The 14,295-nt window shown below is 61.0% G+C and carries 12 protein-coding genes and 2 tRNA genes; 11 read left to right on the forward strand and 3 right to left on the reverse strand.

From position 1 onward, the window contains the following. The first annotated feature begins 210 nt into the window (after positions 1-210). On the forward strand, positions 211-2,127 hold the full coding sequence (locus ACFOMF_RS03090; protein ID WP_386361155.1) for a PAS domain S-box protein: 1,917 nt from the start codon (positions 211-213) through the stop codon (positions 2,125-2,127). 99 nt (positions 2,128-2,226) lie between these two features. Here the strand turns inward: ACFOMF_RS03090 and ACFOMF_RS03095 are convergent, their stop codons facing one another. Continuing rightward, a complete protein-coding gene (locus tag ACFOMF_RS03095; protein ID WP_386361239.1) occupies positions 2,227-2,949 on the reverse strand; it encodes a hypothetical protein in 723 nt (240 codons plus the stop codon). Positions 2,950-3,301: 352 nt separating this feature from the next. Here ACFOMF_RS03095 and gacA point away from each other — a divergent pair, with 352 nt between their 5' ends. The 9 genes from gacA (at position 3,302) to ACFOMF_RS03140 (ending at position 11,344) form a co-directional block, all read left to right on the forward strand. Further along, positions 3,302-3,946 carry a response regulator transcription factor GacA gene (gacA, locus tag ACFOMF_RS03100; RefSeq protein WP_386361157.1) on the forward strand — a complete coding sequence of 215 codons (645 nt, stop codon included), beginning with the start codon at positions 3,302-3,304 and terminating at the stop codon, positions 3,944-3,946. Next, positions 3,946-5,769: an excinuclease ABC subunit UvrC gene (uvrC, locus tag ACFOMF_RS03105; protein WP_386361159.1), complete on the forward strand. Its 1,824-nt coding sequence runs from the start codon at positions 3,946-3,948 to the stop codon at positions 5,767-5,769. Before gacA ends, uvrC begins: the two co-directional genes overlap by 1 nt. Positions 5,770-5,798: 29 nt before the next feature. Continuing rightward, on the forward strand, positions 5,799-6,350 hold the full coding sequence (pgsA, locus tag ACFOMF_RS03110; RefSeq protein ID WP_386361161.1) for a CDP-diacylglycerol--glycerol-3-phosphate 3-phosphatidyltransferase: 552 nt from the start codon (positions 5,799-5,801) through the stop codon (positions 6,348-6,350). Between the two features lie 65 nt (positions 6,351-6,415). Next, positions 6,416-6,491, forward strand: a tRNA-Gly gene (locus tag ACFOMF_RS03115). Positions 6,492-6,529: 38 nt separating this feature from the next. Further along, positions 6,530-6,603 (forward strand) — tRNA-Cys (locus ACFOMF_RS03120). Positions 6,604-6,902: 299 nt separating this feature from the next. Further along, positions 6,903-7,964, forward strand: coding sequence for an SDR family oxidoreductase (locus tag ACFOMF_RS03125; protein WP_386361163.1), 1,062 nt, complete (start codon positions 6,903-6,905; stop codon positions 7,962-7,964). Positions 7,965-8,155: 191 nt separating this feature from the next. Then, positions 8,156-9,346, forward strand: coding sequence for an MFS transporter (locus ACFOMF_RS03130; protein WP_386361165.1), 1,191 nt, complete (start codon positions 8,156-8,158; stop codon positions 9,344-9,346). 339 nt (positions 9,347-9,685) lie between these two features. Then, positions 9,686-10,507: an NADPH-dependent oxidoreductase gene (locus ACFOMF_RS03135; RefSeq protein ID WP_386361167.1), complete on the forward strand. Its 822-nt coding sequence runs from the start codon at positions 9,686-9,688 to the stop codon at positions 10,505-10,507. A 324-nt stretch (positions 10,508-10,831) separates the two neighbouring features. Beyond that, positions 10,832-11,344: a copper chaperone PCu(A)C gene (locus tag ACFOMF_RS03140; RefSeq protein WP_386361169.1), complete on the forward strand. Its 513-nt coding sequence runs from the start codon at positions 10,832-10,834 to the stop codon at positions 11,342-11,344. Between the two features lie 30 nt (positions 11,345-11,374). Here ACFOMF_RS03140 and gorA read toward each other — a convergent pair whose 3' ends face one another. Beyond that, complete coding sequence (gene gorA, locus ACFOMF_RS03145; protein ID WP_386361171.1) at positions 11,375-12,736, reverse strand: glutathione-disulfide reductase; 1,362 nt, start codon at positions 12,734-12,736, stop codon at positions 11,375-11,377. 70 nt (positions 12,737-12,806) lie between these two features. On the opposite strand from gorA, the gene ACFOMF_RS03150 reads away from it, so the two are divergent. After that, the gene (locus tag ACFOMF_RS03150; protein ID WP_386361173.1) at positions 12,807-13,229 is read left to right on the forward strand and encodes a VOC family protein; all 423 of its coding nucleotides are present in this window, start codon (positions 12,807-12,809) and stop codon (positions 13,227-13,229) included. A 59-nt stretch (positions 13,230-13,288) separates the two neighbouring features. Here the strand turns inward: ACFOMF_RS03150 and galU are convergent, their stop codons facing one another. Further along, positions 13,289-14,128 (reverse strand): UTP--glucose-1-phosphate uridylyltransferase GalU, encoded by an 840-nt coding sequence (gene galU / locus ACFOMF_RS03155; protein ID WP_386361175.1) that lies wholly within the window; start codon positions 14,126-14,128, stop codon positions 13,289-13,291. Positions 14,129-14,295: the final 167 nt, after the last annotated feature.

The following is a 14,295-nucleotide window of genomic DNA, read 5'->3' on the forward strand; positions in this document are numbered from 1 at the left end:
GAATCCCGGGGCCTTCAGCGTTTCTGGGGCCAGAGAAAGCGCGTGTGAGTGGTCCCAGCCTGTTCCCATGAGCAAGGCTAGAGCGGCGACTTGAGAAACCGCAGCCAACTGCCCACCCGAACGCAGCGCTGGCAACCAGCCGCTGTCGCCGCCTATGCTCGCTCTGCTGCCAACTCCCCGGGCCAGTGCTGCCCCAACTACGGAGCCTCCATGGTTGTGCCTTTTCCCGCGAGTGAAGCCGAGCGACTGTATCTTCTTCGTGCGCTGCAAATTCTGGACACCGCTCCCGAGCCGGTTTTCGATCGCCTGACGCGCTTGCTGGCGCATGGTCTCGGTACGCCCATCGCGCTGATCTCGCTGGTCGACGAGAACCGCCAGTGGTTCAAGTCTCGCGTCGGGTTCGACATGAGCGAGACGCCTCGCGATCAGGCGTTTTGCGCGCACGCGATTGTCGACGACGAGCCGTTTGTGGTTCCCGATGCGTGGCAGGACGAGCGATTCGCCAATAATCCGCTGGTACTCGATGCACCGCATATTCGCTTCTATGCCGGTGTGCCGATCCGGACTCAGGACGGGCTGGCGTTGGGCACCCTGTGCGCCATCGACACCCGACCACGTTCGATCACTGCGGACGAGCTGCAGATCCTCCAGGATCTGGCCGACGTGGTCTCCCGCGAAATGCATCTGCGCGAGACGCTGCTGCTGACTCGCTCGCAGCTCAACCGGGCGGATGAAGTCCTCGTCGAAAGCGAAGCACGGTATCGATCGATCTTCGAGCTTGCCTCAGTAGGGATCGCCACCGTTGCTCCGGACGGCACCTGGCAGAGTGTGAATGAGCCGCTCTGCCAGATCGTAGGCTACAGTGCCGATGAACTTCTGCAGATGACCTTCCTGGACATCACCCATCCTCAGGACCTGCACGGCGACCTGGAGTTGCTGCGCAGGCTCGCCGCCGGCGAGACGGACTCCTATTATCTCGAGAAGCGCTACCTGCACAAGGACGGGCGCCCGATCTGGATCAGCCTGAACGTCAGTCGAAAGGTTTCGGCCCAAGGGGAATTGGAATACTTCATCGCGGTGATTCGCAACATCCAGGCGCGCAAGGACGTGGAGGAAGCCTTTGCCACGCTGCGCCAACAACTGGAGGAGCGGGTGCGGGAGCGCACCGAGCAACTGTCCCAGTCCAACCAGGCGCTTAGAACGGTGATCGAGAGCCAGCAACGCGCCGAGCTGGATGCCAGGAGCCGCGAGGCTGAGCTGGCTGCGGTGATCGAAAACGCAAACGATGCCTATATCAGCCTGGATCAGAATGGCATTGTGCGGGCCTGGAATCGCCTGGCCCAGGAAACCTTCGGCTGGAGCGCCGGGGAAGCGATCGGGCGACCGCTGGACTCCCTGATCGTGCCGCCGGAAATGGCCGCCGCCCACCGCGTTGGCGTGGCGCGTTACCTGAAAAGCGGCGAATCGCCGATGCTAGGCCGCCGGCTTGAACTGCCAGCGCTGCGCAAGGACGGCTCCAGTCTGATCGTGGAAGTGCGCATCCGTGATCTCAAGATCGGCGGCAAGATGCTGTTCAGCGCCTTTCTCCACGACATCTCCGATCGCAAGCGCACCGAAGCCCTGCGCGAAAGCGAAGCGCGCCACGATGCCCTCACGGGCCTGTTGAATCGCCGCGCGCTCACCGAGATACTCCCGATCGCCCTGGCGCGAGCCGATCGCGCCGGAAGTGAACTGGGATTGCTATTCATCGATCTGGACGGCTTCAAGATGGTAAACGATACCTTCGGCCACGAAGCGGGCGATGAATTGCTGCGTAGCGTCGCGGCGCTGCTGCGCCAGTGCGTGCGCGAGACGGACAGCGTGGTCCGCCTGGCTGGCGATGAGTTCACCGTGTTGCTGGAGGGGCTGGTCAATGGCCTGGCCGATGCGAGGTTGGTGGCTGAAAAGCTCCAGGTCGCGATTGCACAGCCAATCAGCACCACCCATGGCGTCGCCCACGCGAGCGCCAGTGTCGGCATCGCTCTTTACGCGCCGGGTAGCGGCAAGGACGCCGCGCAACTGTTGAGGGAAGCGGACAGCCTGATGTACCAGGCCAAGCGCGCGGGTAGAGGGAAGACCGTGCCCTAGAAGCGGTCGAGGTCAGCCGAGAATTGAAACGTGAAACGCCGCGGCCTGACGCTGACTGGTTGCGATCTGATCAATACCCGTGGGGCAGGGGAGCCGTCATCACGCCCCCGCACCGAGCAACAACGCCGAATAGCCCAACGCGCCCAATACGAATGCGCCAAAATGCCCCTCGCGCTCCTGGGGGAGTTCCTCTTTCAGTACGTTGAGCAGGACGCCCCCGGCGATCACGGCGGCAAGCGCCGAGACAGCGAGGTCGGATATATCGGTAAGGGTACCGAGGCCCCAGCCTGCGAGGGGGGCGGCGGCGAGCACCCAGCGGCCATAGTGGCGGAACATGTCGCGATGGGCGCGCTCCAGGCCGAAGTCATTGACCAGAAAATGCAAGCCCATTGCCACGGTATACCAGCCCAGCGTTTCGGCGGTGCCCGCTGCGTCCTGGACCAGCAGGTAGCCGATCAGCCCGTTGTACAGTGCAAAGGAGACGACGTGCAGCCAGAACACGCCACCATGGGTTTCAGCATGCTCGGGCAAGCGGTTCCGATGGGCCTTGATCAGACGTTCCAGTCCATAGAATCCCAGCAGGCCGATCATGGCCAGCATATAGGCGTGGCTCTCGACATAGGTCAGCAGCGTCACCTCGCTGCGCTGCATGACTTCCTGGCTCCGCGCCAGTCCCGGCAGCAGATGCACGAATACGTAAGCAACCGCGACGCCCCCGGCTGCCGATAGCCAGCGGCTCCTGAGGATCCTGTCGCTCGCGCCCAGCCTGGCCGCAAACAGATGAACGGCGGTCAGCGCCATGGCGGAAAGTAATGCTGGCAGCATGGGGGTTTCCGGAGAGGCAGATGCACAGTGGGACTGCCGCCTCGGAGGCGGGTTCGCACTGTCTTACATTTCGAGTAGACCATCGGCTGACATCTGTCAGTACTTTTGCAGATGAGTTGTTTGTTAGAATGCAGCCAGGCAATACCGTAGGGGTAACCTGTGTTCGAGGCTCGATCGTGCAAGCCGACGCGCTTTCTTCCTAGCCTCGCAATCCGTGGTGAGTCGACATATAGAGTGCAGGTTGCGCACATGCGCGACGCGTTTTTTACCTTGCCGGGTCGGTTCGTTCGTTTGCTTTCTCCGAGATCAGTGTGCGCCCTGTGCGCCTCTGCATACCGAGGTATCCGACTTGATTAGGGTATTGGTGGTCGACGACCATGATCTGGTGCGTGCTGGTATCGCCCGGATGCTCTCCGATATTGATGGGTTTGTGGTGATAGGACAGGCCGACTGCGGAGAGGAAGCAATCAGGCTGGCCCGCGACCTCAAGCCCGACGTCGTACTGATGGATGTGAAGATGCCCGGGATCGGTGGGCTCGAAGCCACACGCAAGCTGTTGCGCGCCACGCCGGACCTCAAGGTCATCGCAGTGACCGTTTGTGAGGAAGATCCATTTCCGACCCGCCTGCTGCAGGCGGGCGCTGCCGGCTACCTGACCAAGGGCGCGGGCCTGCAGGAAATGGTCCAGGCGATTCGGCTGGTGTTTGCCGGCCAGCGCTACATCAGTCCGCAGATCGCACAGCAATTGGCATTGAAGTCGTTCCAGCCGCACACGAACAACTCCCCCTTCGATCTCCTCTCGGAGCGGGAAATCCAGATCGCGCTGATGATCGCCAATTGCCAGAAGGTCCAGGCCATTTCCGACAAGCTCTGTCTCTCGCCCAAGACGGTCAACACCTACCGTTACCGTATTTTCGAGAAGCTTTCGATCAACAGTGACGTCGAGCTCGTTCTACTGGCAGTGCGGCATGGCATGGTCGACAGCCTCAACTGATGTCGTCGACGTTTGATTCCTCGGCGTTTCTCGCCGGCTGTAGCGGGCGCCCCGGCGTCTACCGAATGCTCGACGGCGAGGGCACGCTGCTCTACGTCGGCAAGGCGAAGAACCTCAAGAACCGTCTGTCGAGTTACTTCCGAAAGTCGGGGCTGGCGCCGAAGACCGCTGCGCTGGTGGCCCGCATCGCCCAGGTGGAAACCACCATCACGGCGAACGAAACCGAGGCCCTTCTGCTGGAGCAGACGCTCATCAAGGAGTGGCGGCCGCCCTACAATATTCTGCTGCGCGACGATAAGTCGTATCCCTACGTGTTTCTCTCGGCCGGACCCTATCCCCGGCTGAGTATCCATCGCGGCTCGAAGAAACAGCCTGGGCGGTATTTCGGCCCTTATCCCAGCGCAGGGGCCATCCGGGAAAGCCTGGCGTTACTGCAGAAAGCTTTTTTCGTCCGGCAGTGCGAAGACAGCTACTTCCGCAATCGCACGCGCCCCTGCCTGCAGTATCAGATCAAACGCTGCAAAGCCCCTTGCGTCGATCTGGTCGGCGCGGAGGAGTATGCTCAGGATGTGCGTCGCTCCGTGCTGTTCTTGGAAGGGCGCAGCAATGTCCTGGCGGATGAGCTTGCCCGTGACATGGAGGCTGCCGCCGCAGGGCTCAACTTCGAGCGCGCCGCCGAGATCCGCGATCAGCTGGCCTTGCTGCGGCGCGTGCAGGACCAGCAAAGCATGGAAGGCGGCACGGGCGATGTCGACATCGTCGCAGCGACGGCCAGTCCGGGCGGGGCCTGTGTCAACCTGATCACCGTGCGCAGCGGTCGGGTGCTTGGTGGCAAGAACTTTTTTCCACAGGTCGCGATCGAGGAGGGCGTGAGCGATATCCTGCTGGCGTTTCTCGAGCAGTACTACCTGGGATCGAGCGAGCGAGAGCTGCCGAGTGAACTCATCGTCAACGTGGTTCACGAGGATTTCGCCACCCTGATCGCCGCCATAGCCGAGCTCAAGGGCCGCGAGCTGGCCATCAGTCATCGGGTACGGGGTACCCGGTCACGCTGGCTTCAGCTGGCCCTGACCAATGCCGAACAGGCCCTGGCGGCGCGCCTGGCGAACCGTCAACAGCTGGCCGCGCGCTTCGAGGCTCTGGCCGACTCGCTCGGGCTCGACGAGGCGCCCACGCGTCTCGAATGCTTCGACATCAGCCACTCCAGCGGTGAGGCGACCGTCGCTTCCTGTGTCGTATTCGGTCCTGAGGGCCCGCTGAAATCCGATTACCGCCTCTACAACATCGAAGGCGTGGCAGCCGGCGACGACTACGCCGCCATGCACCAGGCACTCACCCGGCGCCTCGGGAAGGCGAAGGATGGTGAGGGCAAACTCCCCGACATCCTTCTGGTCGACGGCGGCAAGGGACAGCTCAACATGGCGCGGGAGGTCATCGAGGAGTTGGGAATCCCAGGCCTGGTACTGCTTGGCGTCGCCAAGGGCGTGACGCGCAAGGCTGGTTTCGAAACGCTCTATCTGAACGAATCGGCCAATGAGTTCGTGCTTCCGAGCGATTCGCCCGCGCTACACCTCATCCAGCAGATCAGGGACGAAGCCCACCGTTTCGCCATCACAGGGCATCGCGCGCGGCGCGGCAAGACCCGCCGGACCTCGACGCTGGAGGATGTGGCGGGAGTCGGACCGAAGCGTCGGCGCGAACTGCTCAAGCATTTTGGAGGTCTTCAAGAACTGCGCCGGGCCAGCGTCGACGATATCGCCAAGGCACCGGGGATCAGTAAAAAGCTCGCCGAATCAATTTATGGCGCTTTGCACACCGAGTAGAATGGTGGCAATCCAGCGGACAGGTACCCATGAACATACCCAATCTTCTTACTGTGCTGCGGGTGCTGCTCATTCCGCTGTTCGTCCTCCTGTTCTATATACCGGTCCACTGGAGCTACCTCGCCGCCAGCGCGGTGTTCACCGTTGCGGCCGTGACTGACTGGCTGGACGGCTACCTGGCGCGCAAGCTCGAGCAGAGCACGCCCTTCGGAGCCTTCCTCGATCCGGTGGCAGACAAGCTGATGGTCGCCGTTGCCCTGGTGCTGCTGGTCGAGGAGCACTCGAACCTGTGGCTGTCCTTGCCTGCCGTGATCATCATCGGACGCGAGATCGTGGTCTCTGCGCTGCGCGAATGGATGGCCGAACTGGGGGCGAGGGCGCAGGTAGCGGTTTCATCGCTTGGCAAGTGGAAGACTGCGGCACAGATGGTGGCGCTGGTCATTCTCCTGGCCAACCCACCCGTGATGAGCTACTGGGTCGGCACCGGCTATGGGTTACTGATCGTGGCTGCGATACTGACCCTCTGGTCAATGGTTCGGTACCTGGCGGCGGCCTGGCCGCATCTTTCGCCAGGAAAATAAAACTTTTTTAATCAAGGGGTTGACTGGCCGTTCGGAAGTTATAGAATGGCGCCCGTCAAGACGACGCGGGAATAGCTCAGTTGGTAGAGCACGACCTTGCCAAGGTCGGGGTCGCGAGTTCGAGTCTCGTTTCCCGCTCCAAATTTCAATGCGCCGCAGTTTGCGGCGTTATTGTTTCAGGCGCGATAGCAAAGCGGTTATGCCCCGGATTGCAAATCCGGTTAGACCGGTTCGACTCCGGTTCGCGCCTCCAGTCGTACCGCTGGCCACATCAATGATGCGCGTCCAAGCTGAATGTTGAGCCCCGGATAGGTAACTATCCGGGGCTTTTCGTTTGGCCTGAATGAATTGCTCGATGGCGGGCAAGTCACTTGTTGACAAGGCCAGCGGCGGCAGACTGGCCACGAGCCGCATCCGTTCGAGACGTCTCGCGAATTTGTGCGCTGCAAGTCGACGAGGCGACATTGGGCGCGCAGTCTTCTCGCCATGGCTCTCGTCTGAGCCTGGGAGCATGTCCAGGGTTACCATTTTTTTGAATCGGAGGTTCGCATCATGACAAATCAGGCGCTGGTGGTGGGAGTCAGCGGGATCGTCGGTAGTGCTTTGGCACGACTGCTGACCCAGGAGCGATGGGCCGTGGCCGGGCTGGCGCGCCGGCCAGAGGTGGAGGCGGGCGTTACACCCGTTACCGCGGACCTTCTTGACCGAGCTGCTCTGCAGCAGGCCTTGCAGGGAATGAAGCCGACCCACGTCTTTCTCGCTACATGGGCTCGCCAGGCCAGCGAAGCGGAGAATATTCGCGTTAACGGTGAAATGGTGCGCAACCTGCTGGACGCCGTCCAGCCAGCCGGCTCAGTTCGCCACGTCGCGCTGGTGACCGGCCTCAAGCACTATCTCGGCCCGTTCGAAGCCTACGGCAAGGGTTCGCTGCCTCAGACGCCGTTCCGCGAAGACCAGGGCCGCCTGGATGTAGACAACTTCTACTATGCCCAGGAAGACGAGCTCTTTGCCGCCGCCGCCCGTGATGGTTTTACCTGGAGCGTACATCGGCCGCACACCATCACCGGCGTCGCGGTGGGCAACGCCATGAACATGGCCACGACGCTTGCCGTATACGCTTCCGTCTGCAAATTCACTGGCCGACCGTTCCGATTCCCCGGGTCCGAAGTCCAGTGGAACGGGCTGACCGACATGACCGATGCTTCGCAGCTCGCAAAACAGCTGCTCTGGGCCGCCAGCACTCCCGCAGCGGCGAATGAAGCCTTCAATATCGTCAACGGCGACGTGTTTCGCTGGAAGTGGATGTGGTCGCGCATCGCCGAGTGGTTCGGGATCGAGGCGGCACCCTTCGATGGCGAGCCTGCGCCGCTCGAACAGCAGATGGCTGGCGATGCCGAGACCTGGCAGGAGATGGCTCAACGCTTCGGGCTCGCCGAGCCAGAGATCACCAGATTGATCTCGCCCTGGCATACGGATGCCGACCTCGGCCGCCCAATTGAAGTCGTTACCGACATGTCGAAGAGCCGCAAACTGGGATTTTTCGATTATCAAGCCAGCGATGACGCCTTTTTTGATGTGTTTTCGCGATTACGGGCGGCGAAGCTGATTCCTTGAGGTAAAACGACGCGAGCATGATGTCCCCTGGGCGGAGTGTGTGAGGGCAGGGTGGTAACCGGCTTGAGGAGCAGGGGATATCCTTGTAGCATTGTCAGCAGACATCGCACCGCCCGGTGCTTTGCGTAAGCGTTAACGTCAACCAACGCACCACCAGGACAGTTCCGTCCTGACGTTGTGCGTGGATCTTAATGACGACTTCCTGCTCGGTCTCTCGACCTGTTGCACCTGCATTCCCTTCGTTTCTCTTGTTCGGCATCTTGCTGATTGCAGCGAACCTGCGCGCGCCCATCACTTCGCTCGGCCCAGTACTGACTGATATCCAGCAATACTTCAGCCTCACTCCAGCCACTGCGGGGTTGCTGAACGCACTTCCTCTGCTCATTTTCGCAGCAGGGTCGCCTTTGGCTCCGGTGCTTACGCGCCGTGTCGGGCTGGAGCGCGCGTTATTTGCCGGCGTATGCCTGATTGGCACAGGCTGCCTGATCCGCTCGGGTTGGGGAGAAAGCGGGCTTTGGCTTGGCACCTTCATGATCGGAGCCGGTATTGCGTTGGCCAACGTGTTGATCGTGCCCTTGGTCAAACGTGACTTTCCAGGCCATACAGCACTGTGCGTGGGGCTCTACGCTGCCACCATGGCGATGATGGCAGGCGTTTCGAGCGGGATTTCCGCGCCCTTGGCTCAGGCCAATGAATATGGCTGGAAACTGTCACTTGGCGTATGGTCTCTGTTGGCGTTAATTGCCGCAGCATGCTGGCTTGCGCAGCTAAAATCCGGCGCAATTGACCCAGGCAAAGCGCGTCACAAGGCAACCACCTCGGTCTGGAAAAGCGCCATCGCATGGCAAGTGTCGATGTTCATGGCGCTGCAAACGGTCGTCTTTTACACGCTAATTGACTGGTATCCAGCCATGGCCGCCTCCGCTGGAATCGGTGCCATCCAGGCGGGCGGGTACTTGTTCGCTTATCAGGCCATCGCCGTCCTGGCCAACCTCGGCACCTCGATCGCAATTAAACGCCTGCATGATCAGCGTGCTCTGGGCTTTGTCTGCTCACTTGCTATTTTGACTGGCATAGCCGGGCTGATGCTGGTGCCATGGATGTCGCTGGTATGGCTGCTCCTGGCAGGCATCGGTGCCGGCATGTCGATGGTGACCTGCCTGACACTGTTTGGTCTCCGCACCCGCGACCATCACCAGGCAGCATCTCTGTCCGCCATGGCGCAATCGGTGGGATATGGACTGGGAGCGCTGGGGCCGTTTCTCGCTGGCTGGCTGCATAGCCTGTTCGGAAGCTGGGATGCCGCGCTGGCTTTACTGCTTGCTGCGGCGGTGGTGCAGGTCGTGTTTGCGGTATTGGCGGGGCGAAACAGGCTCGTGTAGCCGCCGACCGCCACTGGCTCGTTACGGCTTGGAAAATCGACGCCCTGACCAAGTAGGGGAGATCGCCGCTGATCCAACATGCGCTGCAGTAGCAATTTAGTGCAATGGCTCAGCGGCGACGCTCCATTACGACTGCTCTTTAGTACACTCGCGACATTCGCCTGAGAACCAGGAACGAGCTCGCCTTGCCGAAATCTCTGTTATACCCCGTTCATAAGCGCATCAGCTATGCGCTATCCGCCATCGAGGGGTACCACACCGCCGTTCGGCCGGGGCTCGGTGCATGGCAACCAGCCTCAAGTCGCATTGGTAGCCTCGTTCTCTATTTGGAAATCTCGCATGACAATCAATGCCCAATCGAAGTTAGCGGCCCGCTATGGCGCGCCAGGCGTCTCACCGCTCAAACCATGGAATGACACCATCGACCAGTTGCTCGACCACCGCAGTGTTCGGGCCTTCACTGATCAGCCTCTGCCGGAAGGCACGATTGAGACCTTGATAGCTGCCGCGCAGTCCGCTTCCACATCTTCGAACCTTCAGGTCTGGAGTGTCGTCGCTGTTCAAGATGATGACCGAAAGAGTCGCCTCTCGGCGTTGGCCGGCAGCCAGGCCCACATCCGGCAGGCACCGCTGTTTTTCGTCTGGCTCGCCGACCTGTCCCGGGTATCGCGGGTTGCCGAGCAGCAAGAGGTAGAGCTGGAGGCGCTGCCTTACCTGGAAAGCCTGTTGCTCGGGACAATTGACGCAGCGCTGGCTGCGCAAAACGCAGTTGTCGCTCTGGAGTCGCTGGGGCTCGGGAGCGTGTATATCGGCGCCATCCGCAACGACATCGAAGGGGTGGCCAAAGAGCTCCAACTGCCCCCTCAGGTTTATCCCGTGTTTGGTCTCTGCGTTGGGTACCCATCCACTGAGCGGCCAGCCAAAGTGAAGCCGAGGCTGCCGCAGCGTGCAGTCCTTCACCACGAAACCTATTCAGCCGCCGGCGAATATGAAGCTGTCGCGGAATATGATGAGCGTCTGGGCGCGTTCTACCAGCGTGAAGGCCTCAAGGCTTCCGGGTGGTCAGAGCAGGTGATCAATAGGCTTCGGAGCGTTTCGAACCTGCATGGGCGCGAGAAGCTCGTTGAAGAGCTGAAACGGATGGGGTTCGGCCTGCGTTGAGCATCGAGTTCCAGCTTTTTTCACGCAGCAACGTGCTCGGTAACGTGTTCAGCTCAGCTGCCGGGATTGGTGCAGCCGTCAAGCCTTGGCGCTCAGAATGAGCGCTTCGTATAATGTATATTATGTTAAATTAAGTATGCGCAGTGTACTCCAGCTATCCCCAGGCCTATCGCTTGAAGAAATTGCTCACCGAAGATTCTGTCCACCACCCTTTGAGTAAATGCGCAATCGCTCCCAAGCCTGACCGCTCTGAGCATTACCTAACGAATACCTTACGTAAGGCCACATGCTAAGGTGACTTCCCCTCAGTCACGGAGATCCACCATGTCGCTTCGTCTGTTGCCGCTGGCCTGCCTGGGCCTGCTGGGTCTGGCCTCGTTGCCGGCCGTTGCTGCGGATCATGCCCATCACACTGCAAGCGAAGTTCGCGAGCCCGTTGTGGTTGATCAGGTATGGTCGCGCGCAATGCCGCCAACGGCTGCCAATGGCGCGGTCTACTTCGTTCTGGTCAATCACACGGATCATCCTGACCGGCTGGTCGCGGCATCGACTGATCGCGCCGAGGTCACCGAGTTGCACTCCCATGTGCAGGCCGATGGCCTGATGCGCATGGAGCAGGCCCAGGAAATCGAGATTCCGCCACGGGCCGAACTGGTCTTCGAGCCTGGTGGCTACCATGTGATGCTGCTGGGCCTGACGCAGCCACTGGTGGCTGGCGAGCGCTTCAACCTGACACTGGAACTGGCACAGGCCGGCGCGATCACCACCGAGGTGGAAATCCTCGACCAGGCCCCCGGCGGGCCAGGCGCCGGGGAGCATGGGCACCACCGCCACTGAGCGTTGATAGGGGCTGATCCCCAACGCGGGTCAGGCGAAGCCTGATGGTGTCCGCATGGTGACGAACTCTTCGGCGGCGGTCGGGTGGATACCGATGGTGTCGTCGAAGATCTGCTTGGTGGCTCCGGCCTTGAGTGCCACGGCGATGCCCTGCATCATCTCTCCGGCATCAGGCCCTGCAATATGGCAGCCCAGCACCTTGTCAGTGTCGGCATCCACGACCAGCTTCATCAGGCTTCGCTCGAGGCTGTCAGTCATGGTCAGCTTCATTGGACGGAAGCGACTTTCGAACAGCTTCAGGCGGTGCCCCTTCTCCTTGGCCTCCTCCTCGGTCATTCCCACTGTCGCCATGTTCGGCAAGCTGAATACCGCGGTGGGAATCAGGTCGTAATCGACCGGGCGATAGTCATCAGGCTTGAACAGCCGCCGCGCCACGGCGGTGCCTTCGGCCAGCGCGACCGGGGTCAGCTGCACCCGCCCGATGACATCACCAATGGCCAGGATGGAAGGCACCGAGGTCTGGTACTGATCGTCTACCTCGATGAAACCGCGCGCGTCGAGCTTGACGTCGACCGAGTCCAGGCCAAGGTTGTCGAGCATCGGCCGACGACCCGTCGCGTAGAGAATGCAGTCTGCTTCCATCTCGCGGCCGTCTTCCAGCGTGGCTTTGAGGCTGCTATCGGCCTGCTTGTCGATCCGGGCGATATCCGCATTGAACTGCAGGTCGATGTCCTTCTTGATCAGCTCATCCTTGAGGTGCTCGCGCAGAGACCCATCGAAGCCGCGCAAGAAGAGCTCGCCACGGTAGATCAGTCGCGTCTGCGCACCGCAGCCGTTGAGGATCGAGGCGAACTCCACGGCAATATAACCACCGCCCACCACCAAGGCTCTTTTCGGGAGCTCTGGCAGGTAGAACACCTCGTTGGAAGTCGTGATGTGCTCCTTGCCGGGGATATCGGGCACGAAGGGCCAGCCCCCTGTGGCCACCAGAATATGCTCGGCACTGTAGGTCTTGCCGGCGACTTCAACGGTATGCGGGTCAACGACTCTGGCGTGGGCTTCAATCAGCGTGACGCCGCTGTCTTCGAGCAGCTTCTTGTAGATGCCATTGAGGCGAAGGATTTCGTGATCCTTGTTGGCGATCAGTTGCGACCAGTCGAAACGGGCGCCTTCCAGGCTCCATCCGTAACCTGATGCCTGGGCCAAGTCCTCGGCGTAGTGCGCGCCATACACCAGCAGCTTCTTTGGGACGCAGCCGACGTTCACGCAGGTCCCGCCCAGATAACGGCTTTCAGCCACCGCCACGCGGGCACCGAAGCCGGCGGCGAAGCGCGCCGCCCGGACGCCACCGGATCCAGCTCCGATGACGAACAGATCGAAGTCAAAAGGCATTGATCGTAGTCTCCTTTCTTGAGCCGTCAGGATAACCCACGCGGCACTGAAATCATGAACGGAGTGACGCATGCGCCCTACCCTGACCCACGTCGCGCTTCATGTTCCGGATCTCGATACCTGCGTCCGGTTCTATCAACGCTTCTGCCGCATGCAGGTATTCCACGAGCGTGAAGGCAAGGGACAGCGAATCGTCTGGATGGCTGAGCCTGGACGCGAGCGCGAATTCATTTTCGTGATCATGCCCGGGGGGACCGACCGGTCTCTGGCGGCTACCGATTACAGTCATTTCGGCTTTGCGCTGGAGAGCCGTGAGGCGGTCGATGCCATTGCCGACCGTGCGCGGGAGACAGGCTGCCTGGTCTGGGAGCCCCGGGACGAGCCCTACCCTGTCGGCTATTATTGCGGGCTTCGTGACCCGGCCGGTAACTATGTCGAGTTCAGCTACGGCCAGCCGCTAGGCCCAGGCGCCGAGGATCTACCCCTGCCCTGACAGTCCACAAAGCCAAAAAGCCACCTGCAAAGGTGGCTTTCAGACTGCTTCCAGTCGGCTTAGAACGCTTTGCCGGTCAGGTAGAAGTTCTCGTAGCAGTAGTTGGTCGCCTCGATGTAGCCCTCGGCGCTGCCGCAGTCGAAGCGACGGCCCTTGAACTTGTAGGCCAGCACACAGCCCTGCTGGGCCTGCTGCATCAGCGCGTCAGTGATCTGGATCTCACCACTCTTGCCGGGGGAGGTCTGCTCGATGATCTCGAAGATATCGGGAGTCAGGATATAGCGGCCGATGACAGCCATGTTGGTCGGCGCATCTTCAGGCTTCGGCTTCTCGACCATGTGGCTGACCCGCCAGATGTCGTCGCGAATCGGCTCGCCGGCGACCACGCCGTACTTGCTGATCTCGTCGCTGGGCACTTCCATGGTGGCGACGATCGAGCAACGGAACTGGTTGTACAGTTTGACCATCTGCGCCAGGACCGAATCGCCCTCGGGGTTCAGGCAGAGGTCATCGGCCAGCACGACGGCGAAGGGCTCGTCACCGATCAGCGGACGCGCACTGAGGATGGCGTGACCCAGGCCTTTCATCTCGACCTGACGGGTGTAGGAAAAGGAGCACTCGTCGATCAGGCGGCGAATGCCGACCAGATAGCGTTCCTTGTCCGTATTGCGAATCTGATGTTCCAGCTCATAGCTGATATCGAAGTGGTCTTCCAGAGCGCGCTTGCCGCGCCCGGTGACGATGGCGATCTGATTCAGGCCCGCGTCCAAAGCTTCCTCCACGCCATACTGGATCAGCGGCTTGTTGACCACCGGGAGCATTTCCTTGGGCATGGCCTTGGTCGCCGGCAGAAAGCGCGTGCCGTAACCGGCCGCAGGGAAGAGGCATTTCTTGATCATATGAGTCCTTGGATGTGAGTTCCAGTTGGGTCCACTGCTCCTGCTTCAGACAGCAGCTACCTTGCCAGTCTGTTGAGGCGGTTCAACGACCTGCTGCACGACCGGGCACCATGTCCCGCCAGCAGAGGCAAACGCCTGAGGCTACGACAAGCGATTGCCGTCAGGGT

It is taken from the genome of Stutzerimonas tarimensis, assembly GCF_042648805.1.
Taxonomy (GTDB): Bacteria; Pseudomonadota; Gammaproteobacteria; order Pseudomonadales; family Pseudomonadaceae; genus Azomonas; species Azomonas tarimensis.

Excerpts from the sequence above, each read along its gene's own strand:
- ACFOMF_RS03130 (WP_386361165.1), top strand. The coding sequence starts at position 8,156 with ATGACGACTTCCTGCTCGGTCTCTCGACCTGTTGCACCTGCATTCCCT.
- ACFOMF_RS03090 (WP_386361155.1), top strand. The coding sequence starts at position 211 with ATGGTTGTGCCTTTTCCCGCGAGTGAAGCCGAGCGACTGTATCTTCTT.
- ACFOMF_RS03135 (WP_386361167.1), top strand. The coding sequence starts at position 9,686 with ATGACAATCAATGCCCAATCGAAGTTAGCGGCCCGCTATGGCGCGCCA.
- uvrC (WP_386361159.1), top strand. The coding sequence starts at position 3,946 with ATGTCGTCGACGTTTGATTCCTCGGCGTTTCTCGCCGGCTGTAGCGGG.
- ACFOMF_RS03150 (WP_386361173.1), top strand. The coding sequence starts at position 12,807 with ATGCGCCCTACCCTGACCCACGTCGCGCTTCATGTTCCGGATCTCGAT.
- pgsA (WP_386361161.1), top strand. The coding sequence starts at position 5,799 with ATGAACATACCCAATCTTCTTACTGTGCTGCGGGTGCTGCTCATTCCG.
- ACFOMF_RS03125 (WP_386361163.1), top strand. The coding sequence starts at position 6,903 with ATGACAAATCAGGCGCTGGTGGTGGGAGTCAGCGGGATCGTCGGTAGT.
- ACFOMF_RS03140 (WP_386361169.1), top strand. The coding sequence starts at position 10,832 with ATGTCGCTTCGTCTGTTGCCGCTGGCCTGCCTGGGCCTGCTGGGTCTG.
- gorA (WP_386361171.1), bottom strand. The coding sequence starts at position 12,736 with ATGCCTTTTGACTTCGATCTGTTCGTCATCGGAGCTGGATCCGGTGGC.
- galU (WP_386361175.1), bottom strand. The coding sequence starts at position 14,128 with ATGATCAAGAAATGCCTCTTCCCTGCGGCCGGTTACGGCACGCGCTTT.